Genomic DNA, 22,014 nt, shown 5'->3' with positions numbered 1-22,014 from the left:
TCCTCAACAGTCTGCCTTACTCCACGCGGTTACGGCGCTCGTCCAGCAGGGCGGCGCCGACGGCGGCGGCGATGGTGGCCAACGCCGCCAGGGTCACGCCCTCGACGGCGTGATTTTTGGCGAACCTCCCGGTGGACCTTGCGTAGCGGCCGGCGCGGTGGCCCACGCTTTCCTCCGGCAGACGGCCGCGCACGCGGTCCCACAGACCGAACGCGCCGTCCCGCGCGCGCAGGCCCGCGTCCTCCACCGCATGTTTGGCCTTGCCGCCCCAGCGCGACGCCTTGGAGCCGGCATAGGCGCCGAGATCAGCCGCTTGGGCGCCGGCGTCGTGGGCCCGCCCGGACAGCGCGTCGGCCACCGCCTCAAAGCGCTCCGCCAGATGCAGTTCGCGGGCCCAGTCGCGCGGGTCCATGCGCTGGCGGATAGCCTGCAGCCGGGTCGGACCGGTCCGTTGGCTGAGCAGGATGGCGGCGATGCCGAACACGGCGACGGTGGCCAGGGCCCCGACGGTGACGCCGGGATGTTTGCGGGCCTCGGCCAGCACGGAGAAATTGCGAACCATGGGATAATGAACCTCTTCTTCGAGGCCGTCGGAGGTCGGGTCATAGAGCCCGTCATCGTACGGCTGATAATCGGAATGGCGGTCACGCATCATCGAAGGTGCGAACCGGGCGAACAGGGGCTCGGCCAGGCCAGGCAGGGCCGAGTAGAAGCTGGCGATCAGCCGCCCTCCCCCGCCCACGGTGATCTCGCGGATGGGATGGGAGGCGCAGTGCAGCACGCAGTCGGCGACCACATGGGTGGCGTAGACGGGCTGAGGGTTGTGCACGGCCTGGCCGGTCAGGTTGCGGGCGTGCTTGTTATAGGGCGTGTCGATGGCGGCCGGCTTGACCAGGGTCACGGCCACCGGCGCGTGCTCGCGCATCAGCTCCATTCGGAACGCGTTGGTGAAGCCCTTCACCGCGTGTTTGGACGCCGAATAGACCCCCTGCACCGGCAGCGGAGCATCGGACAGGATCGAGCCGACATTGATGATGGCGCCGCCGGCCGCCTTTTCCTTGAGGTGATCGGCGGCCACCAGCGAGCCGTTGACCACGCCCCAGTAGTTGGTTTCGAACAGCCGGCGCTGGTCCTCCAGGGTCGTGTCCTTGATCGGGCCGAAGATCGAGACGCCGGCGTTGTTCACCCAGGTGTCAAAGCCACCGAAAAGGCGGATGGCCTTTTCTGATACAGCGCGCAGCGCCTCAATGTCAGCGACGTCCGCAACGGCCCAGGCGCAACGGCCGCCCTCCCGCTGGATCTCTTCGCAGAGAGCCCGCAAATCATCCTCGCCGCGCGCCACCAGAAAGACGCACGCCCCCGCGCGCGCCGCGCGTCGCGCGGTGGCCAGGCCGATGCCCGAGGTCGCGCCAGTGATCACCAGCGATTGATCCTTCAGGGGTTTCAGTCGTGCGCGTGTCGCCATTCGGGGCCCTCGTCCTGCCTGATCGGAACGGACCGCGCACCCGCGCGGTTCCGCCCCTTAAACCGCCATGGTCGGGCGCCTATCTAGCCGCCCTGCCTGAAATTGAAGAAAGCTTCGCCGTGAGCGCCCCCACGCCCGCCAATCCCGATGTACCCACCGATAATCTGGCCGCCGCCTTTCAGATCGAGGGCTGGCCCGTGCGCGGCCGCCTTGTGCGCCTGGGAGACGCCATCGACACCGTGCTGGCGGCGCACGCCTATCCGGAGCCCGTCGCGGCCCTGCTGGGCGAATGCTGCGCCCTGGCCGCCCTGATCGGCTCCAGCCTCAAGTTCGAGGGCCGCCTGCTAGTCCAGGCCCAGGGCGACGGGCCCGTGCGCTACGTCGTGGCCGACTACGGCACCGACGGGACCCTGCGCGGCTATTGCCGCTTCGATCCGGCCGAGGTCGCCGCCGCCAGCCAGGGGTTCGCTCGGCCGGGCGCGCAGAGCCTGCTGGGCCAGGGCGTGTTCATCATGACCCTGGATCGCGGCCCGGATTTCGAACGCACCCAGGGTGTCACGCCGATCGAGGGCGAGAGCCTGTCGCTGTGCGCCGAGCACTATTTCGCCCAGTCCGAACAGGTGCCGACCCAGGTCCGACTGGCGGTGGGCGAGGTGCTGGACGGCGATCGCCGTCAGTGGCGCGCCGGCGGGGCGATGATCCAGGTGATCGCGGCCGACGATGCGCGCGGCTCAACCGAGGAGGTCTGGGAGCGCAGCCGCGCCCTGTTCCAGACCCTGGGCGACGACGAGCTGATCGACCCGACCATCACACCGGCGACCCTGCTGCACCGCCTGTTCCACGAGGACGGTGTGCGTCTGGAGGATGCCCGGCAGCTGCGGGCCGAATGCCGATGCTCGGCCGAGCGGGTCGAAGGCATGCTGGCCTCCTTCCCGGCGGAGGAGCGCGCCGACATGGCCGAGGACGACGGCAAGATCCGCGTCACCTGCGAGTACTGCGGCAAGGTCTATGAAATGGACCCCGTCACGGCGGCGGACTGAGGCAACCCTTCCCCCTCGGCGGAGGGAGCGTGTAGGACGGCGTGATGACCGATCCCGTCTCTCCCGCCGAGGCCGAAGCCGCCGTCCGCACCCTGATCCGCTGGGCCGGGGATGATCCCGACCGCGAGGGGCTACTCGACACGCCCGGACGGGTCACGCGCAGCTATCGCGAACTGTTCGCCGGCTATGAGACCGATCCGCGCGCCTATCTGGAGCGGACCTTCGAGGAGGTCGGCGGTTACGACGAACTGGTGGTGCTCAAGGACATCCGCTTCGTCAGCTTCTGCGAGCACCACATGCTGCCGGTCGTCGGCCGCGCCCATGTCGGCTATCTGCCCACCGACCGGGTGGTCGGCATCTCCAAGCTGGCGCGTGTGGTCCAGGGCTATGCCCGCCGCCTTCAGATTCAGGAAAAGATGACGTCGGAGATCGCCACCGCCATCCACGAGGTCCTGCGGCCGGCGGGCGTCGGCGTGGTCATCGAGGCCGAGCACAGTTGCATGACCCTGCGGGGCGTCAACGTCCCCGGCGCCAGCCTGACCACCAGCCAACTGATCGGGGTCGTCCGCGACGACCCAAGGACACGCGAGGAATTCCTGCGCCTGGCGCGCGGCGCGTGAGCGATCCCGGCTTCGACGTCGAGGCCCTGGGCAAACGCGCCGATGCGGGCGACGCCCAGGCAGCGCATCGCCTGGCCGTCATGGCCGGAGCCGGGATCAACCGGCCGTTCGACCCCCTCGAAGCGCTTCGCCGCCTGCGACAGGCGGCGGACGGCGGGCTCGATCTGGCGCGCGATAGCCTGGCGATCATCGAGGCGGAAGGTCCGCTGGAGACATGGCTAAGTCCTCCGACGCCACACCTGCTGGCCAAGGAGCCGCATGTGTTTCGGGCCGAGAGGATCGCCTCGCCGGCCGTCTGCGACTGGCTACGCGCGCGAGCGGCCGACCGCCTCGAGCCGGCCAAGGTGTTCGACCCGCAGACCGGCGAAGGCCGGGAAGATCACATCCGCACCAACACCAGCATGGCCTTCGCCCTGGAGGATTTGGACCTCGTTCTCATTCTGCTGCGGGAGAAGCTGGCGCGGCTGGCGGGCGTGCCCGCGCACGGCCTGGAAGCGCCTCAGGTGCTGCATTACCAACCGGGCCAGAGCTTCGACTGGCATGTCGACTATTTCGATCCCGCCAATCCCGGGCATCGCGAGCCCCTGGCGTCAGGCGGACAGCGGGTCGTCACCGCCCTCGTCTGGCTGAACGATGACTATGGGGGCGGCGAAACCGCCTTCGTCCACGGCGATCTAAAGGCGAAGGGACGCAAGGGCGACGCCCTGCTGTGGGCCAATGTGACGCCGCACGGCGCGCCACAGCCGCTCAGCCGTCACGCCGGCCTTCCCCCGACGTCCGGCGAGAAGTGGGTGTTGTCTCAGTGGATGCGAAATCGACCGCAGATGCAGGTCGTTTAACGACTTGTCAGCCTCCCCCGCGCCAGAACGTCGCAGTCACCCTGCGGCCTGGTAGCGGAGTGGGCACGCGGCGGACCGCAAATCCGCAGACCTCCGGTTCGACTCCGGAGCCAGGCCTCCAGGGGGTGCGCCCCCTCCCAGTCAGCGATCCTTTTCGCGTTCCTCGCCCGAGGCGGCCGCCAGCGCCGCCTGGGCCGCGGCCAGCCGGGCGATGGGGACGCGGTAGGGCGAACAGCTGACGTAATCCAGGCCGATGCTCTCACAGAACGAGATGGAGGCTGGGTCGCCACCGTGCTCGCCGCAGATGCCCAGCTTCATGCCCGGCCGCGTCTTGCGCCCGCGCTCCGTCGCGATCTCGATCAATTCGCCGACGCCCTCCTGGTCCAGGCGGACGAAGGGATCGGTCTCGAACACGCCCTTGTCGAGATAGGCCTGAAGGAAGCGGCCTGAATCGTCGCGGCTGATGCCGAAAGTCGTCTGGGTTAGGTCGTTGGTGCCGAACGAGAAAAACTCGGCGTGCTCGGCCAGATCACCAGCGCGCAGAGCCGCGCGCGGCAGCTCAATCATGGTGCCGACCAGATACTCGACCCGGTCGCCGGCCGCCTCGAACACCGCGTGGGCGGTGCGGTCGGTCAGCTCGCGCAGATATTTCATCTCCAGCCCCAAGGCGACGAGGGGGTGCATGATTTCCGGGATCGGCGCGTCGCCGGATTTGGCCTTCACCTCCAGCGCCGCCTCCAGAATGGCGCGGACCTGCATCTCGTAGATCTCGGGATAGGCGACGCCCAGCCGACAGCCGCGATGGCCCAGCATGGGGTTGGTCTCGTGCAGCTCGCGCGCGCGGCGCTTCAGCTTGCCGGCATCCAGACCCGATGACGCCGCCAGGGCGTCGATGTCGGCCTCGTCGTGCGGGATGAATTCGTGCAGCGGCGGGTCCAGCAGGCGGATGGTCACCGGCAGGCCGGCCATGATCTCGAACAGCTCGACGAAGTCAGCCTTCTGAAACGGCTCGATCTTGGCCAGGGCCACGCGGCGTCCGGCCTCGTCGTCGGCCAGGATCATCTCGCGCACGGCGGCGATGCGGTCGCCGTCGAAGAACATGTGCTCGGTCCGGCACAGGCCGATCCCCTCGGCCCCGAAGCCGCGCGCCGTCTTGGCGTCGTGCGGCGTCTCGGCGTTGGCGCGGACCCTGAGCCGCCGAACCTCGTCGGCCCAGCCCATCAGGGTCTGAAAGTCTCCGGTCAGTTCGGGTTCGATCATGTCGACCGCGCCGTCCAGCACCTCGCCCTTGGCCCCGTCGATGGTGATGATCTGGCCGGCGCGGAAGGTGCGGCCACGCGCGGTGAACTCGCCGGCCTTGTCGTCGATCCGGATTTCGCCGGCGCCGGAGACGCAAGGGCGGCCCATGCCGCGCGCCACCACCGCCGCGTGGCTGGTCATGCCGCCGCGCGCCGTGACGATACCCCGCGCCGCGTGCATGCCGTGGATGTCCTCCGGCGAGGTTTCCTCGCGCACCAGGATGACGGCGTCGCCCAACTGGTTCAGCCGCTCGGCCTCGTCGGCGTCGAACACGATCTTGCCGGTGGCGGCGCCCGGGCTGGCCGGCAGGCCCGTGGCGATCACGTGCCGGTGCGCCATGGGGTCGAGGGTTGGATGCAGCAGCTGGTCCAGCGCCGCCGGCTCGACCCGGCTGACCGCCTCCTCGCGGCTGATGACGCCCTCGGAGGCCAGATCGACGGCGACCTTGAGCGCCGACTTGGCGGTGCGCTTACCGTTGCGGGTCTGCAGCATCCACAGCCGGCCCTGCTCGACCGTGAACTCGATATCCTGCATGTCGCGGTAGTGGCTCTCCAGCCGGCCGATCACATCGACGAACTGGCCGAAGACCTCGGGCATGGCCTCTTCCATCGAGGGGGCCTTGTCGCCCATCTCCTCGCGACCGGCCCGGGTCAGGGACTGCGGCGTGCGGATGCCGGCGACCACGTCCTCGCCCTGGGCGTTGATCAGGAACTCGCCATACAGCCGCGCCTCGCCGGTCGAGGGGTTGCGGGTGAAGGCCACGCCCGTCGCCGAGGTCTCACCCATGTTGCCGAACACCATGGACTGGACATTGACCGCCGTGCCCCAGCTTTCCGGGATGTCGTGCATGCGGCGATAGAATTTGGCGCGGTCGTTCATCCAGCTGGCGAAGACGGCGCCGATCGCGCCCCACAGCTGGTCGTGGGGGTCCTGGGGGAAGGGCCGGCCCAGTTCGCGCTCGACCAGGGCCTTGTAGTCGCCGACCAGCCGCTCCCAGTCCTTGGCCGTCAGGTCGGTGTCGATGGAGACGCCCTGCCGGTCCTTGTGGTCGTCCAGCAGCTCCTCGAACCGGTCATGGCCGATGCCCAGCACCACATTGGAATACATGGTGATGAAGCGACGATAGCTGTCGAAGGCGAAACGACGGTCGCCGCTGAGCCCCGCCAGCCCCTCGACCGTCTGATCGTTGAGGCCGAGGTTGAGGACGGTGTCCATCATGCCGGGCATCGAGGCCCGCGCCCCAGAGCGGACCGAGACCAGCAGTAGATTGGCCGCGTCACCGAACCGTTTGCCGACCACGCCCTCGACCTTGGCCAGCCCCTCGGCCACCTGCCCCTTCAGGGCGTCCGGATAGGTCTGGCCGTTCGAATAGTAGTGGACGCAGGCCTCTGTGGTGATGGTGAACCCAGGGGGGACGGGCAGGCCCAGCGACGACATCTCCGCCAGATTGGCGCCCTTGCCGCCCAGCAGATTCTTCATCGAGGCGTCGCCATCGGCCGCGCCGCCGCCGAAGCCGTAAACCCACTTGCTCATCCGTCAGCCCCTGGTCGCGTGATCGGGCCTGACTAGCGCGCGTCGCCGCCCACGCCTAGGCCGGCTGTTACATCGCGTGAGCGCGGGTTCGGTTCAGCCCCGCCCGCGATAGGTCGGCACGCCCAGCTCCGGCAGCCACAGACCCTCGGGCGGCGCGCCCGTCTGCCAGAAGACATCGATGGGGATGCCGCCGCGCGGATACCACCAGCCGCCAATCCTCAGCCAGCGCGGCTCCAAGAGGTCCCGCAGCCGCTTGCCGATGGCCACGGTGCAGTCCTCGTGAAAGGCGCCGTGGTTGCGGAAACTGGTCATAAACAGCTTCAGGCTCTTGGATTCGACCAGCCAGTCCTGGGGGGCATAGTCGATGACGATATGGGCGAAGTCCGGCTGGCCCGTCACCGGGCACAGGCTGGTGAACTCCGGCACGGTGAACCGCGCCAGATACAGCTCGTCGGGATGCGGATTGGGCACGCGCTCCAGCACCGCCCGTTCGGGCGAGGTCGGTTGCGCCGTCTGGGCGCCGAGCTGGGACAGGCCGGAAACGTCTGTGGTCATGGCGGCCAGATAAGGCGTCCGCGCCTTGTCGTCGATGGGGTCAGCCGTCGACAGCCTCGACCAAGGCCAGTTCCGCGCCGTCGGTGACCTGATCCCCGACCGCGACCCGCACCTGGGCCACGCCGTCGAAGGGCGCGGTCAGGGCGTGCTCCATCTTCATCGCCTCCAGCACCACCAACGTCTGGCCCGCCTTGACGGCCTCGCCGTCCTTGACCGGCGCAGCGGCGATCCGGCCGGGCATAGGCGCGCGGAGTGAGCCGTCGGCGACGCCGCCGCCCGCTCCCCTCGATGCAACGCCCCCCCGCCATCCGAACGCCACAGCCTCGCCGCGATCGAACAGGACGTCGTCGTCGCCATCGCCATAGGTCCAGGCGACGACGCGCTCGCCGGCCCGAGCCGACTGACCGTCGATCTCGACGGAAAGAGCGGTTTCACCCTCCCCCACCGTCCAGACGCGATCGCCATCGAGCGCCGGCATGACCGAACCCACCACCGTGCGACCGCCGAGCCGAGCCGCATACTGCGAGCGCGGCGAACGGCTCAGCCTCAACCCGAAAGTCCCGCCTGGCGAGCCCGCCCACGGCGAACCCCAGTCGTGATTTCGCCGTCCGTCCCGGTCGTACCAGCGGTCCTCGGCCGTCAGGGCGACGGCGATGGCGTCGAGCACCTTGTCGTCGGGCCGAGCCGACAGCGTCTCACCCTCGGCCGCGATCAGCGCCGTATCCACGTCGCCCGAACGGAAACGCGAATTCCGCAGGCAGCGCCCCAGGAACCCGGCGTTGGTCCTCACCGGCCAGACCTCGACTGCCTCGACCGCCTCGGCCAGGCCCTCGGCCGCCTCCTCGCGCGTTGCGGCGTGGACGATCAGCTTGGCGATCATCGGGTCGTAGAACTGGCTGACCTCACCCCCGGCCTCGACCCCGGCGTCGATGCGTACGCCGTCGCCCGGCTCCGGCAGCACGAAATGCTCCAGCCGACCGATCGACGGCAGAAAGCCGTTCGACGGGTCCTCGGCGTACAGCCGAGCCTCCATGGCCCAGCCGTTCAGGCGGATATCGGCCTGTTTCATTGGTAGCGGCTCGCCCGCCGCCACGCGCAACTGCCATTCGACCAGATCGACCCCGGTAACCGCCTCGGTCACCGGGTGCTCGACCTGCAGCCGGGTGTTCATCTCCATGAACCAGACCCGGTCCGGCTTGAGGCCCTCCGAGGCGTCGGCGATGAACTCCACCGTCCCTGCACCGACATAATTCACCGCCTGGGCCGCCCGCACCGCCGCCGAGGTCACCGCCTCGCGCGTGACGTCGTCCATGCCCGGCGCCGGGGCCTCCTCGATCACCTTCTGGTGGCGGCGTTGCAGCGAGCAGTCGCGTTCGAACAGGTGGACGACATTGCCCTGGCCGTCCCCGAACACCTGCACCTCGATGTGGCGCGGGCGGGTGATGTAGGTCTCGATCAGCACCCGATCGTCGCCGAAGGCCGCCTTGGCCTCGCGTTTGGCGCTGTCCAAGCCGGCGACGAAGTCCTCGGCCGCGTCGACCCGCTTCATGCCCTTGCCACCCCCCCCGGCCACGGCCTTGATCAGCACCGGATAGCCGATCCGCGCCGCCTCGGCCGTCAGGGTCTCCACCGACTGGTCCGCCCCCAAATAGCCGGGCGTTACCGGCACCCCGGCCTTTTCCATCAGGTCCTTGGCGGCGTCCTTCAGGCCCATGGCGCGGATGGCGGCGGGCGGCGGCCCGATCCACACCAGGCCGGCGGCCATCACCGCCTCGGCGAACTCGGCGTTCTCGGACAGGAAGCCATATCCGGGGTGGATCGCCTCCGCCCCCGTCTGTTTCGCCGCCGCCAGCACCTTGGCGGTGTCCAGATAGCTCTCGCGCGCTGGGGCCGGGCCGATCAGCACCGCCTCATCCGCCTCCTTGACGTGCAGGGCGCTGGCGTCGGCCTCCGAGTGAACGGCGATGGTGCGCAGGCCCATGCGCTTTGCGGTGCGGAAGACGCGACAGGCGATCTCGCCGCGATTGGCGACCAGGACGGATGTGAACATGGCTCGGTTCTAGCGAGGGTCGTTGCCCGCGCCAATCGTCGGTCGGAATCAGCTAGGCTGCGGTCATGGCGCGCCGCCCCGACACGTTCGAAACCGCCCTGGCCAAGGTCTTCGAGGGCCCGCGCCGGCGCGAGGCCAGCTGGCTGTCGGTCACAGGCGGCGAGACCCTGATCACCGCCGGCCAGCCCGCCGACACCGTCTATCTGCTGCGTAGCGGTCGGCTCGGCGTCTTCAAGCCGGCCCAGGAGGGCGCCCCGCCCCGCTTCATCGGCCTGATCAAGCCGGGCGAGCCGGCCGGAGAAATCTCCATCCTTGCCGGCACCGCGCATACTTCGACCGTCGTGGCGCTCCGCGACAGCGAGGTGCTGGCCCTCAGTCGCGAGGTTTTCCTGTCGGCGCTGAAAGATCGCTCCGAGCTGACCGTTGAACTGGCCCGGCTGATGATCGGCCGCCTGCGCAGCGAGGGCCAGGCGTCCAGCCGCCCGTCGGTGTTCGGCTTCGTCGCCGCCCGCGCCCGGCCGATCCGCGCCTTCGTCGAGCGGATCGGCGAACACGCCCGCATGCTGGGCTTCAGCTGCGCCGTGGTGGCCGATTTCGCCCCGCCCGAGGCGCTGGACGCCCTGGAGCGCGACCATGATGTCGTCCTCTATGTCGCCGAGGCGGACGAGACCGGCTGGGCCACCTTCTGCGCGCGTCAGGCCGACCGGCTGTTCCTGTGCGGCTCGGCCGCCGAACCTCCGCCGCATCACCCGGTGCAACGCGCCCGCTCGGCCGAGGCCAGGCGACTGACCGATCTGATCCTGTTCCGCAACGGTCCCGGCGGCCCGCCGGCCACCAGCGCGCGCTGGATCGACGCGCTCGATCCCGCCCGCTGGTTCCACGTGCACGAGGCCCAGGATGAGGACGTCGCCCGCGTCGCCCGGGTGGTGACCGGCACCTCGGTCGGCCTGGTCCTGTCCGGCGGCGGCGCCCGCGCCTACGCCCATGTCGGCGCGCTCAGGGCCTTCCGCGCGGCGGGGGCCCAGTTCGACTTCGCCGGCGGCGTGTCGATGGGCGCGGTGATCGCCGCCGAGGTCTCGGCCGGCATTCCCCAGGACGAGATGGAGGCCCGCCTGCGTCACGCCTTCGTCGACACAAGTCCGCTCAGTGACCTGTCGATGCCGATCATCGCCATGACGCGCGGTCACAAGGTCGATCGCCTGCTGGAACAGGCCTATGGCCAGCGGCGCATGGCGGACCTGCCGCTGCCCTTCTTCTGCGTCAGCGCCGACCTGACCTCGGGCCACCCTCACCTGCACGACCGAGGCCCCCTGGCCCAGGCGTTGCGGGCCTCGATCGCCCTGCCGGGCATCCTGCCGCCCGTCGTCCTGGGAGACCGCGTCCTGGTCGACGGCGCCGTGATGCGCAACCTGCCGGCCGAGATCATGCGCGACGTCAACGAGGGGCCGGTGGTGGCCATCGACGTCACCCGCGACCGCGCCGTCGACCCTCATGTGCTGGCCGACCCACCCAGCTGGTGGCGATGGCTGCTCTCGGGCGAGTGGAAGAAGGGACCGCCCCTGGTGTCGATCCTGATGCGGTCCGCCACGGTGACGACCGGCGCCGACCTGGCGTCGTCGCGGGCCGCGACCGACCTGTTGGTGCTGCCGCATCTGGACGGTGTCGAAATCCGCGACTGGAAGGCCTGGCAACCCGCCGTCGCCGCCGGCGAATCCGCCGCCGTCGCCGCCATGGCCACCCTGGACGGCCCCCTGACCCATCTGCGCCAACGAAAACTGGCCGCCGTGCCCGACCTGACCGGCGAAACGGACATCGCGAGCTCGTGATCGGCTGCGACATCCGACCTCTGGCGCAACCCCCAAAACCGACTAGATTCCTGAGTCCCTGTTCAACAGCTGAAAGGAGGTGATCCGGTGTCTCATTGTCATCAATCGCGAGGAGCGACCGGGACCACGGCCTCTTTCGAGGTCATCGCCTGACTTTCAGGTGAGGTTTCCGTCGACCGCCCTCTGCGGTCAGACAATGAAGGCCGTCGGGGTTCGCCCCGGCGGCCTTTTTTGTCGGTCAGAAGAGGCCATTCAGCCACTCCCAGCTGACCATGGCGGCGGTGCTGACACCCTCCCAGGCAAGCCAGACGAAAACCGAGAAGCCCGCCGCAATCAGCCAGCCGATCAGGATGGCCACGCCGTCACGTTGCATCAGGCCGAAGCCGAAGATGGCGATGATGATCGACGGGAACAGATTGAAAAAGATCAGCGGCAGCATCAGCAGCAGGCACAAGACCGTGCTGACCACGCCGATCAGGGTCTCCGACACCTCTCCCGTCAGAAAGGGAAGCCGCGGTCGGGAGATGCGCTCCACATAGCGCAGGGGCTTCAGCACCTTGCCGATGCGCTGGCGAAACGACTGGCGATCGAGGCTTTCCTTCAACGCCCAGCGCGGCAGCCACAGCTCGTCTCGCCGGATGGCCAGCTGGACGACGATCAGGAGCATAGGGATGCCGATGATGGTGGTCGATCCGGGAATAGCCCCGACCACGGCGCTGAGCAGGCCCAGAAACAGCATCAGGGCGCCGATGCCGCGCTCGCCAAAGGCGCGCACGAGCTCATCGAGCGTCAGCTTTGAACTGTCACCCTGTCCCAGATCCTCCAGGACCTGGGAGAAGGGCCGCGTATCGATCGTCATGGGCCGGCGTCGTCTCCGATGGGCGCGATCCCCGGCATCTAAGCACCGGCTCCGTCGCGCGCCACTTACAACGCGTTTAGGTGGCGAAGGTGTCAGATCGATGCGCGACCAGAGTCAAGCGACACGGCGGGCGGCGATGCCGAGCAGCGGCTCAAGCAGACCTTCGGAAAGGGCGCGAACCACGGGAACGGCCACGCCGTCTCCCAGCAATTTCATCGCCGCCGTTTCGCCCCGGGGCAGAACCCAGTCGTCGGGCAACCCCATCAGCCGCGCCGCTTCGCGCGGCGAAAGCCGGCGGGCGCGTAGCTCTCCCTGGTCACAGACCACGATGAACTGCCGCGATGACCCGCCCGCCGCCGTGCGCAGGCAGCCCGCAAGGCCGTCGAAGCGCAGTTCCAGCCGCTGGATCTTGCCGCCCTGCTCGATACGGACGCGACGATAGCCGGCGGCCACCTGTCGCCGCCCCGCTAGGGATGCGGTCCGCGCCGCCTCCAGCCGCCGGCGATGCAGCGGCGACAGAAGGGCGAGCAGCGCTTCCTGGGTTGCGGGCGGCAGCCAATCAACCAGGTCGTCCGGTTCGAGGATCGCGCTCAGATCGACATTGCGTCGCGGCGGCGTCGGCAGCGACCACCAGCGCCACGAGGCGGACACATCCCGCGACAGGGCGGCATGGGCCGCGCGGATGCGGGGCGACAGGCCATGTCCCTTGGCGAGGTCCGCCACACCATCCAGCGGATCGCGAGCGGCCACGATGAACAACCTCGGGCGTGACTGCGGCGTCCAGTCGGCGGCATCCAGTTCCAGCGCGCCCCACCGGTAGCCAGCCTCGACCATGGCCCGGCCTATGGCGCGGAAATCCTCGCCGCCGTTCGATGACAGCAGGCCCATGACATTCTCGATGACGACCACTGACGGGGCGCGCTCCTCGGCGACGAGCCCCTCAATCAGCCGCCAGAAGCCCCAGAAGGCTCCCGATCGCGCGCCGTCCAGTCCCACCCGATGCCCGGCCAGGCTCACGTCTTGGCACGGCGGCGAGGCCCAGATCAGCGCGGCGTGGCCCGGCAAATCGGTGGGCGTCAAATCCCACACATCAGCTCGCCGGATCGATCCGGCCCCGTGATTGGCCTCGAAGGCGGCGATCTTCATCGGATCGAGGTCGTTGGCGAACAGCCGCTCGAATCTCTCCAGCCCCAGCCCGGCCATGCCGCCGCCGGCGAAGAACTCATAGCAGCCGGGTCGCGCGGGAATCGCCATGGGGAACGCTAACCCACCCTCGACCGCTTGGCATCCAGCTTGACCACGCGGCGCCGCGCCGCTTGGCTGGGCGCCTCATCCCACGGAGCCCCGCATGCGCCCGATCCTGATCCTCGCCCTGCCCGCCTTGGCCCTCTCGGCCTGTTCCGACAGCAGCGAGGCGACGCGCGACGTGGAGATGGGCGCGCCCGAGGCCCCCGCGCCCACCGCCCCGCCGGTGCTCAACGACGTCGCCTTGGACCAGCCGCTGGCGGTGCTCGGCACCGAGCCGTTCTGGAGCGTGCGCATCCGGCCGGACGGCATCGAATACGACGGCGTCGATCGCCCGCTCAGGCGCGGCGCCAATCCGGGGCCGATGGTTCAGGGCACCACGGCCGTCTGGGCCACCGCAACCGAGGACGGCCAGACCCTGGTGGTCACCCTGGCCGCCACCCCCTGTTCGGACGGGATGAGCGACCGCGCCTATCCCCTGACGGCCCAGGTCGAGGTCGGCGCCGAAACCCTGAACGGCTGCGCCGCGCCCCAGAGCACGATCGACACCACTGACGAGACCGGACAGCCCAAGGCCGCGACGAGCTGATCACGGCTGCATGGACGAAGCGTAACTTGCGACGCCTACCCCCTGGCGGCCAGTCTGTGCGCGGGAGGCCAATCCATGCTCCGCGCCAGTGTTATCGTCACTCTTGCCGTCATGTTCGCTACGCCCGCGGCGGCGCAGACCGCTGAGGAGTATCGCGCCGACGCCATCGCAATCCCCAGGGCGATTGCGGAGCGCTACGCCTATCTCGACCGGCTCCCCGACCAGCGCCCGCCGGACTCTGCCGTGCTGGATGCCGAAGCGCGGGCGGTCGGCGACGGCCGTGCGCTGCTGGCCCATGCCGAGCGGCGTCTGCTCACCCTGGCGGATCACCACGCCATCACCGGCTCCAGCTTCGTCGACAGTTGGGGTTTGGTCCCGACATATTCAGACCTGTGGGTAGAGTGGAGCGACGGCCGCTATCGGATCGACGCGGTCCGCACCGGCTCGCCCGCCGCCAAGGCCGGGATCGCGGCCGGCGGCCATCTCGTCGCTGTCGACGGTGAGCCGATCGAGGCCGCCATCGCCGCCTTCTGGGCCGATCTGGGCCTGGCGGTGATTGATCAGCGCCGCGCCTTCGCGGCCCGCGTCCTGGCCACCGGACGTCGTGACCGACCCCGCAGCCTGAGCATTGAGGACGCCGGTGGCGGGATCCGTCGTGTCGATCTGCCCAACCTCTATGAATGGAACGCGCCCACGCGTGGCGTGGTGGTCTCGACGGCCGGCGACGGGGGGCTGCTCATCGTCATCAACGACGCCCTGGGCGACGACGCCACCATCGCCGCCTTCGACTCGGCAATGGAGGCCGCCGAGCCCGGCCAGCCCATCACTCTCGATCTCAGCAATACACCCAGCGGCGGCAATACCGTGGTCGCCCGCGCGATCATGGGCTGGTTCGTCACCCGTCCCACGGCGTATCAGATCCACGAACGCCCGGAGGAAGGGCGTCGCACCGGCATCCCCCGTCGCTGGATCGAGCAGGTGTCGCCCCGCCCGGGGAAGTTCCACGACGGCTCCGTCACCGTGCGTGTGGGGCGATGGACCGGGAGCATGGGTGAGGGTTTGGCGATTGGCTTCGACGCTCTAGGGGCCCGCGTCGTGGGTGACCCCATGGCAGGACTGCTGGGCGCGATCGAAGATCATCGCCTGACCAACTCGGGCTTGATGCTGAAGTTGCCGACCGAACGGCTGTACGCCGTCGACGGCGTCGCCCGCGAAGCCTTCAGGCCGGAAACGCCGTAACGCCGAAAAGCCAAAGGCCGCGACGAACTGATCGTCGCGGCCTTCTCAGGTCTCGTCTTCGGGCGGCTTTCGCCGTCTAGTTGGCCAGCCGGCGGAGAAAGGAGGGGATCTCCAGATCGTCCTCCGCGGCTTCCGGGTCGATGCGGGGCTGGGCCGACTGGCTGGGGCGCAGTTCCTGACGCGACGGCTGGGACGGCTGCGACGGCGCATAGGGCGACGGCAGCGGAGCCGGACGCTTGCCGCGACCGAACAGGCTCCAGCCGCCCTTCTTGGTCTCGGCCTCGCCGTGGTCGGCATCCATGTCGCCTTGGCCGTAATCGCGGCGGCCACGATCGAAATACAGGTCGCCCTGGTCTTCCTGACGCGGAGCGCGCGCGGCGCTGCGGCTTTCGTATTCCTCGACGGCCGGATCGATGATGCGCCCGATGACCCGGTCCTCGCGCGCGGCGTGGATCACCGGCTCGATCGGGGCCTCGTCGCGGATCACAGGATCGAAGGCAGGCTCCGGCTCCGGCGTGACCACGGGCTCGGGCTCCGGCGCGACCATGGCGACCGGCTCAGGCTCGCGAACGGGTTCCGGCGCGGGGGTCGATTCGACGCGCAGGGTCTCGGCCGACCGCATGTCGGTCCAGGACTTGGCCGGCGTGGCTGTATAGGCCGGGGCGGCCGGGGCCGCGCGGCGAGCCGGAGCCATCGGCTCGATCGAGGACATGACGGCCTCGTCCATGCCAGTGGCGACCACCGAGACGCGGATGCGGCCGTCCAGAGCCGGATCGAAGGCGGCGCCGAAGATGATGTTGGCGTCGCCGTCCACCTCGGCCGAGATGGCGTTGGCGGCCTCGTCGACCTCCAGCAGGGTCATATCCAGACCGCCGGTGATGTTGACCAGCACGGCCTTGGCGCCCTTCAGGCTGGTCTCGTCTAGCAGGGGGTTGGCGATGGCGTTCTGGGCGGCGTTCAGGGCGCGGTCGTCGCCCTGGGCCTCGCCGGTGCCCATCATGGCCTTGCCCATCTCGGACATCACGGCGCGGACGTCGGCGAAGTCGAGGTTGATCAGGCCGGGCAGGATCATCAGGTCGGTGATCGAGCGCACGCCCGAGTGCAGCACCTGGTCGGCCATGCCGAAGGCGTCGGCGAAGGTGGTCCGCTCATTGGCGACGCGGAACAGGTTCTGGTTCGGGATGACGATCAGGGTGTCGACATAGCGTTGCAGCTCGGCGATGCCCGCATCGGCCAGGCGCATGCGGTGGCGCCCCTCGAAGGTGAAGGGCTTGGTCACCACGCCGACGGTCAGGATGCCGCGATCGCGCGCGCATTTGGCGATAATCGGCGCGGCGCCGGTGCCGGTGCCGCCCCCCATGCCGGCGGTGATGAAGATCATGTGCGCGCCTTCCAGGTGCGCGTGGATTTCGTCGGCGCTCTCCTCGGCGGCGTTCATGCCGACCTCGGGGTGGGCGCCGGCGCCCAGGCCCTGGGTGATCGTCTCACCCAGCTGGATGCGACGATCCGTCTTGGCGAAGCTGAGGTGCTGGGCGTCGGTGTTGGCGACAACGAACTCGACCCCCTCCAGCCCGGCGTCGATCATGTTGTTGACGGCGTTGCCGCCCGCCCCGCCCACGCCGAACACGACGATGCGGGGTTTCAATTCGGTGTTCTCAGGACGCACGAGCGACAGGGACATGTTGTTTTCCGACCTTCATTGCCCTCGTCCGCAGCCTCGGCCCACGCTTCCCCGCAAGCACATGCCGATTCCGGACAACCTTAATGAAGAAGCCATCAAGGTTAAGGGTTGGTTATCGCTAGCGTGAGTCGGCTCGGAACACAGGGAATTCCGCAGCTTGGCCGTGGATTTCCCACAGGTTCGCGATGCTGGGCCGCAAAGAAAAAGGGCGGCTCCCGAAGGAGCCGCCCTCATTCGTCAGGCGTCGGTCGTTCTTAGAACGGCCACAGGCTGCCCAGGTTGGTCGGACGGAAGTTCACACCCATGAAGAAGCGACGACCGAACGGGTCGAAGTTCGAGTAGAGCGTGTTGCCCAGGAAGAAGGGCTGTTCCGCGTCGAAGGCGTTGACCACACCGGCCCGCAGGCTGACCTGATCGTTGACCGCATAGCGAACCGTGAAGTCGTGACGGGCGAAGCCACCGGTGTCGCGGTAGGCGGCGTCGTAACGATCCGAGTTCGGGGCGAAGTCACGCAGGTTCACGATGTCCTGGCCAGTCTGCCAGTCGGCCGTCCAGTTGATGCTCAGGCTTTCCACCGGCGCGTAGGTCAGCGACGAGGTGAAGCGGACACGCGGGTAGAACAGGCTGCTGGAGATTTCCGTACCGTCGGTAGGATCGGCGGTGTTGAGGAAGTTCTCCTGCTCGATCAGCCACAGGCCGGCGATGCGGTAGTCGAACCGACCCCAGTCACGGCCGATCAGATCGTAGAGATCGGCGCGGTACGTGGCGGTGAAGTCCAGACCCCGCGTGGTGCGCTGGGCGTAGTTGATCGGGGCCTGAATGAAGCCGCCGATGTCGTCGCCGATCGGAGCACCCACCCAGAAGTCACGCCCGGCGGTCGGATCGTTGCGGAAGATCCGGTCGCAGGAGGCTTCGTTCAGGACGGTGCCGGAGACGCAGTTGGCGGCGATGCCGGCGGCGCTCGGGAACTCGATCACGTCCTCGATCTCGATCTCGTAGTAGTCGAGCACCAGGCTGAGGTTGGGAACCCAGCGCGGCTGCAGGACCACCGAGAAGGTGAAGGATTCCGACTCTTCAGGCACCAGGTCTTCGCTGCCGCCAAACACGCCGGGGATGCCCGAAGTGTAAGTCGGAAGGAAGTCGTCGGCCGTGCTAGCGGTCTCGCTGCCGAAGTCGAAGTTCAGGCCTTGCTGTTGCGCCAGAGCCGAGCAGTTGGCGATCCGGTTGGCCCGGATCTCCGCGCTCTGGTTGGCGATCTGGCGGTTGTCGCAGGGATCGACGAAGCCGTTGGCGAACGTCTGGGCGAACGGCGCGAAGTTCTCGAACAGGTCGGGAACGCGGACCGAGGTGTTGAAGCTGGTCTTGAAGGTGATGTCACGGATCGGACGGTAGACCAGGTTCACGCCATAGACGTCGGTTTCGCCAACCGTGGTGTAGTCGGCGTAGCGATACGAGGCGCCCAGTTCGGCGAACTCGCCCAGGAAGCTGTCGCGGAACAGCGGGATCGCGATTTCCCCGAACACTTCCTCGCTCTCATAACCGGCTTCCGGGAAGTCCGGACCGGTGTTGAGGAACAGCAAACGTCCGTTGGTGTCGCGATCGCGGCCGACGGCCGAGGTCGTCTCACGACGGAACTCGCCGCCCAGAGCGACGCCGATCGGGCCGGCGCCCCAGAAGTCCCAAAGCTGACCGGCCACCGAGCCGAGCCACTGCTCCTGCTCGTTGCGCTCCTCTACGTTGATGAAGGCGTCGATGTAGGCCAGGGCCTCGGCGCTCTGGTTGCCGTCGCCGAACACGTTCAGCGGGGCGCACTGGTCGATGTCGGCCTGGCCGTAGCCTTGGGCGCCGAGGATCGGATCGCCGGCGGCGGGGCCTTGGGCGCCACGGATGCCGGCCAGGTCGAAGCCTTGAGCCTGCAGCAGCTGCGCGCGGCAGACGATCTCGCCGGGATTGCCGTTGACCACGCCGAGTTCATCGAAGACGGCGTCGGCGGCCAGGGCGAAGCGACGGGAGTCGATCGCGCCTTCCTTGTTGACGATGTCGACTTCACCGTAGGTGTAGCCGATGTCCCAGTCGAAGTTGTTGATGAAGCCGAGACGGTCCATCGAGCCGCGAGCGCCGACCACGTAGCGCGTCAGCTCGCGCTCGTTCTCCTGGAAGCGGTCGGGACCGAACATCGAGTGACGGGCCAGAGGCACCAGCTGCTGGCCGATCAGCTGACCAGCGGTGGTCGCCGTCGGGGCGCTGTAGACGTCCAGCAGGTTGGTGGCGATCGCCTGACGAACATTGTCCGGCAGGAAGGCGTTGTCCGACCAGCGCAGGTCGAACGACTGAACACCATAGATCGGGTTCAGCTGCGTCGCGATGTAGGACTCATCCAGATCGATATCGAAGAAGTTCGGCTGCGAGATGTCGAAGGTGTCTTCGACGACGTACTTGGCTTCACCGTACAGATCGATGTTCGGGGTGACCGCGAAGGTGCCCCCGACCTGGAAGCGCTGTGCGTCGATCTCGGGCAGACGCGACAGGGTGCTGAAGTCGGCGGGGTTCACGCCGTCGCCGCCGTAGTTGTAGGGGCGGCTGACGCCAGCCGAGCCGACGCGGGTGCCGAAGTTGGCGAATCGCGCGGTGCCGCCTTCGTACCAGAAGGTCTTGCCGGGGTTCACCGCATAGCAGAGCGCCGCATAAGTGAAGGCGCAAGCGCTGCCGCTGAAGTTGGCGTAGTCGGGGTCGTTCAAAGGGCTGAACGGCTGACGGTTGACCAGGGTGGTCTGACCCCAGCGCGGGCGGTCCATCCGGTTCAGACCGCGGAAGTAGTCGCCGTCGAGGAAGCCGTCATCGGCCAGGCCAAGGGCCGCATTGGTCGGATCGTTGTCCAGCGGGATGAAGATCGACGGGTCGTTCAGCCAGTCGATGTCGAACGACGTGACCTGGTCCTGATGCTCGACCTCGGCGTGAGCATAGAGATTCAGACGGTCGTCGAAGAAGTTGCCGCCGACCAGGCCGGACAGACGGTAGGAACCTTCGCCGCCCTGGTTGATCTGGGCCACGTTGGCGTCGATCTCCAGGCCTTCGAAGTCGTCCTTGAGGATGAAGTTCAGCACGCCCGAGACGGCGTCAGCGCCGTACACCGAAGAGGCGCCGCCGGTGATGATCTCGATGTTCTCGATCAGCAGGCGGGGGATCACCGAAACGTCGACGGCCAGCGAGCCTTGGCTCGAGCTGACGTGACGACGGCCGTCGACCAGGGTCAGGGTGCGGTTGGAACCCAGGCTGCGCAGGTTGGCCAGGTCCAGACCGCCGTCACCCAGGCCGGAGCCGGTGGTGTCCGAGGGAACGACCGAGTTCGACAGGGCCGGCAGGGTCGCCAGATAGTCGATCACGGTGTTCTGGCCCGAGGTCAGAACCTCTTCGCCCGAAATCTGGATCAGCGGGGTCGGGGCGTTGGTCGGGTCGCGGCGGATACGCGAGCCGGTGACGACGATTTCTTCAAGCTCGGTGGCCTGCTCGTCACCCGGGACGATCGGCGGCCCTTCCTGAGCGAACGCGGGAGCCGAGAAGGCGACCACACCGGCCAGAACCGTGGTTCCAAAGAGGTATCTGCGGTTAAACGACATCGTGAGGGGTGCCCCAACTGTTGATTGCACGGAAATCTCGACCTTCGCGCTGGAGGGTCGGCTTCATCGTGACGCTAGCCAGCAAGGATGGGCGCCACAAGCGATTCAGGCGGGATTCTGGCGGCATCGCGGCGCGGTGTTACAATCTGGACACACTCGCGGCGCACGATTGTTGCGCAGCCGCGCTTAGCCGAGCACGGACATCGCCGAAATCAACGGCGCGCCTGGCTTTCCGCTAGGGCGTTTGGTCGCAGCTTGGATCGACACGCCGGAATCAGGCCGAGCGGCAGCCCACCACCCAAGCGTCGTAGATTGGGTGTTCCAGCGGGTTCACCGACGGCGAACTGGCGAACATCCAGCCGCGAAACACCTGGCGCGGCTCTGTGCGTCTCCGCGCGGTGCGGGGCTGGGTGCTGATTTCCAGATAGGCGACCGAATCGGCGATGGGCTCGTCCGGCGCCGACACCTCGCAGGCACGGGCCGTGAACAGCAGGGTGTTGCGGAAGCGGACCGGCGGCCCGCCGACCTGCACCGCGAACGTCATGGTCTCGGCCGAAATCTTGTCGATGGCGCGAACGATGGCCACAGGGCGACGCTGGCGGCGGCCGGGAGGCGCGGTTTCCTCGGCCTTTTCGGCCACAGCCACCTCGGCGGGCTCGTCCTCATCCTCTGGCTCGACCTCCGCCTCCTCGGTTTCGACCTCGGCGACCTCAATGGCCGGGGCGGGCGGCTGGACGGCGGCCGGCGGCGCGGCGTTGAGCGATTCGGTGGTTACCGGGGCAGGATCAGCCGCAGCGGGCGCCGGCTCCTGCGGCGGTGCCTCCTTCAGCAGCTCTCCAATCGGGTCGGCGGGCGGCGCCTCAGCCTGCTGCGCCATGACCACCCCGCCGCCGGCGAGCGCGGCCATCGCCACCCCAACCACCAGCAGACGCGATCCGCGACGCCTCATTCCGGGCTCCAGGCCTGATAGTCGCCCGTGGCGGCCGGACGTCGCCCCTGAGCGGCCAGCGACCCCTGAGGACGCCAGGCCATCGGCGTGCCGGTCAGATTCGGGATGTAGTCGGTCTCGAACGCCCGGCGCGGAAGCGGCGCCTCGGTGGGCGGCTCATCCCAGGTATAGTGCAGCCACCCGTGCCAGTCCGGCGACACCTTCGAGGCCTCGGCATAGCCGTTGTAGATCACCCAGCGCAGCCTGCGGCCGTCATAGCTGATGTTGTCGCGCGACTGATAATAGCGGTTTCCGTGCTCGTCCTGTCCGATCAACTCGCCGCGACGGCCGACGGTGAACAGGGTGCCGATCGTGGCGCCGTTCCACCAGGTGAAGATCTTGGCGAGGACGTTGAGCAAGGCGAGCTTCCGCGAAGGAGACGGCGCGGACCGTGCGTCGGTCCGTCGGATGCGCCAATCATACCGACCCGCACCCCACCCCGTCCAGCGGCGAAAGACCGACGTCCGAGCCATGGCGCCGCCGGTCTCCGCATCAATATCTTGGGGGTAACCAAGGTAAGGACCGCCAGATTTATTGATTCGATCCAACTTCCGCCCTTAGCCTCTCCC

Annotated in this window: 16 protein-coding genes and 1 tRNA gene; 7 read left to right on the top strand and 10 right to left on the bottom strand. The window is 68.3% G+C overall.

Annotated elements, in window-relative coordinates; genetic code table 11:
* Nucleotides 1–16 precede the first annotated feature (16 nt).
* Nucleotides 17–1,465 (bottom strand): SDR family oxidoreductase, encoded by a 1,449-nt coding sequence (locus EES48_RS13925; protein ID WP_122468542.1) that lies wholly within the window; start codon nt 1,463–1,465, stop codon nt 17–19.
* Between the two features lie 119 nt (nt 1,466–1,584).
* Here EES48_RS13925 and EES48_RS13920 point away from each other — a divergent pair, with 119 nt between their 5' ends.
* The 4 genes from EES48_RS13920 to EES48_RS13905 all read left to right on the top strand — a co-directional run bounded on the left by EES48_RS13920 (nt 1,585) and on the right by EES48_RS13905 (nt 4,085).
* Nucleotides 1,585–2,505: an Hsp33 family molecular chaperone gene (locus EES48_RS13920; protein ID WP_205679482.1), complete on the top strand. Its 921-nt coding sequence runs from the start codon at nt 1,585–1,587 to the stop codon at nt 2,503–2,505.
* A gap of 44 nt (nt 2,506–2,549) precedes the next feature.
* On the top strand, nt 2,550–3,125 hold the full coding sequence (folE, locus tag EES48_RS13915; protein WP_122468539.1) for a GTP cyclohydrolase I FolE: 576 nt from the start codon (nt 2,550–2,552) through the stop codon (nt 3,123–3,125).
* Nucleotides 3,122–3,964, top strand: a complete 843-nt coding sequence (locus tag EES48_RS13910; protein ID WP_122468534.1) for a prolyl hydroxylase family protein — start codon at nt 3,122–3,124, stop codon at nt 3,962–3,964. Before folE ends, EES48_RS13910 begins: the two co-directional genes overlap by 4 nt.
* Before the next feature lie 45 nt (nt 3,965–4,009).
* Nucleotides 4,010–4,085: transfer RNA gene (locus EES48_RS13905), tRNA-Cys, on the top strand.
* Between the two features lie 20 nt (nt 4,086–4,105).
* Here the strand turns inward: EES48_RS13905 and ppdK are convergent.
* The 3 genes from ppdK to EES48_RS13890 form a co-directional block, all read right to left on the bottom strand.
* Complete coding sequence (gene ppdK, locus EES48_RS13900; RefSeq protein ID WP_122468531.1) at nt 4,106–6,796, bottom strand: pyruvate, phosphate dikinase; 2,691 nt, start codon at nt 6,794–6,796, stop codon at nt 4,106–4,108.
* Between the two features lie 93 nt (nt 6,797–6,889).
* The gene (queF, locus tag EES48_RS13895; protein WP_122468526.1) at nt 6,890–7,351 is read right to left on the bottom strand and encodes a preQ(1) synthase; all 462 of its coding nucleotides are present in this window, start codon (nt 7,349–7,351) and stop codon (nt 6,890–6,892) included.
* A gap of 40 nt (nt 7,352–7,391) precedes the next feature.
* On the bottom strand, nt 7,392–9,401 hold the full coding sequence (locus EES48_RS13890) for an acetyl/propionyl/methylcrotonyl-CoA carboxylase subunit alpha (protein ID WP_122468522.1): 2,010 nt from the start codon (nt 9,399–9,401) through the stop codon (nt 7,392–7,394).
* A gap of 65 nt (nt 9,402–9,466) precedes the next feature.
* Between EES48_RS13890 and EES48_RS13885 the strand changes: the two genes are divergently transcribed.
* Nucleotides 9,467–11,227 carry a patatin-like phospholipase family protein gene (locus EES48_RS13885; RefSeq protein WP_122468518.1) on the top strand — a complete coding sequence of 587 codons (1,761 nt, stop codon included), beginning with the start codon at nt 9,467–9,469 and terminating at the stop codon, nt 11,225–11,227.
* Between the two features lie 238 nt (nt 11,228–11,465).
* Here the strand turns inward: EES48_RS13885 and EES48_RS13880 are convergent, their stop codons facing one another.
* Entirely contained in the window at nt 11,466–12,086 is a 621-nt protein-coding gene (locus tag EES48_RS13880) for an exopolysaccharide biosynthesis protein (RefSeq protein WP_122468514.1), read from the bottom strand.
* Between the two features lie 114 nt (nt 12,087–12,200).
* Nucleotides 12,201–13,340, bottom strand: coding sequence for a DNA cytosine methyltransferase (locus EES48_RS13875; RefSeq protein WP_122468510.1), 1,140 nt, complete (start codon nt 13,338–13,340; stop codon nt 12,201–12,203).
* A 94-nt stretch (nt 13,341–13,434) separates the two neighbouring features.
* Here EES48_RS13875 and EES48_RS13870 point away from each other — a divergent pair, with 94 nt between their 5' ends.
* Nucleotides 13,435–13,920, top strand: a complete 486-nt coding sequence (locus EES48_RS13870; protein ID WP_122468506.1) for a hypothetical protein — start codon at nt 13,435–13,437, stop codon at nt 13,918–13,920.
* Between the two features lie 75 nt (nt 13,921–13,995).
* Nucleotides 13,996–15,159, top strand: coding sequence for a S41 family peptidase (locus EES48_RS13865; protein ID WP_122468501.1), 1,164 nt, complete (start codon nt 13,996–13,998; stop codon nt 15,157–15,159).
* A 76-nt stretch (nt 15,160–15,235) separates the two neighbouring features.
* Here the strand turns inward: EES48_RS13865 and ftsZ are convergent, their stop codons facing one another.
* The 4 genes from ftsZ to EES48_RS13845 all read right to left on the bottom strand — a co-directional run bounded on the left by ftsZ (nt 15,236) and on the right by EES48_RS13845 (nt 21,804).
* Nucleotides 15,236–16,840 (bottom strand): cell division protein FtsZ, encoded by a 1,605-nt coding sequence (gene ftsZ / locus EES48_RS13860; protein ID WP_122468498.1) that lies wholly within the window; start codon nt 16,838–16,840, stop codon nt 15,236–15,238.
* A gap of 254 nt (nt 16,841–17,094) precedes the next feature.
* Nucleotides 17,095–20,457 carry a TonB-dependent receptor domain-containing protein gene (locus EES48_RS13855; RefSeq protein WP_122468493.1) on the bottom strand — a complete coding sequence of 1,121 codons (3,363 nt, stop codon included), beginning with the start codon at nt 20,455–20,457 and terminating at the stop codon, nt 17,095–17,097.
* A gap of 274 nt (nt 20,458–20,731) precedes the next feature.
* Nucleotides 20,732–21,406 (bottom strand): DUF2155 domain-containing protein, encoded by a 675-nt coding sequence (locus EES48_RS13850; RefSeq protein WP_122468488.1) that lies wholly within the window; start codon nt 21,404–21,406, stop codon nt 20,732–20,734.
* Entirely contained in the window at nt 21,403–21,804 is a 402-nt protein-coding gene (locus EES48_RS13845; RefSeq protein ID WP_240623382.1) for an NADH:ubiquinone oxidoreductase subunit NDUFA12, read from the bottom strand. Before EES48_RS13845 ends, EES48_RS13850 begins: the two co-directional genes overlap by 4 nt.
* Nucleotides 21,805–22,014 lie beyond the last annotated feature (210 nt).

This window comes from Brevundimonas lutea (assembly GCF_003704105.1).
Lineage (GTDB): Bacteria > Pseudomonadota > Alphaproteobacteria > Caulobacterales > Caulobacteraceae > Brevundimonas > Brevundimonas lutea.
This window is presented reverse-complemented; position numbering and strand designations above follow the sequence as displayed.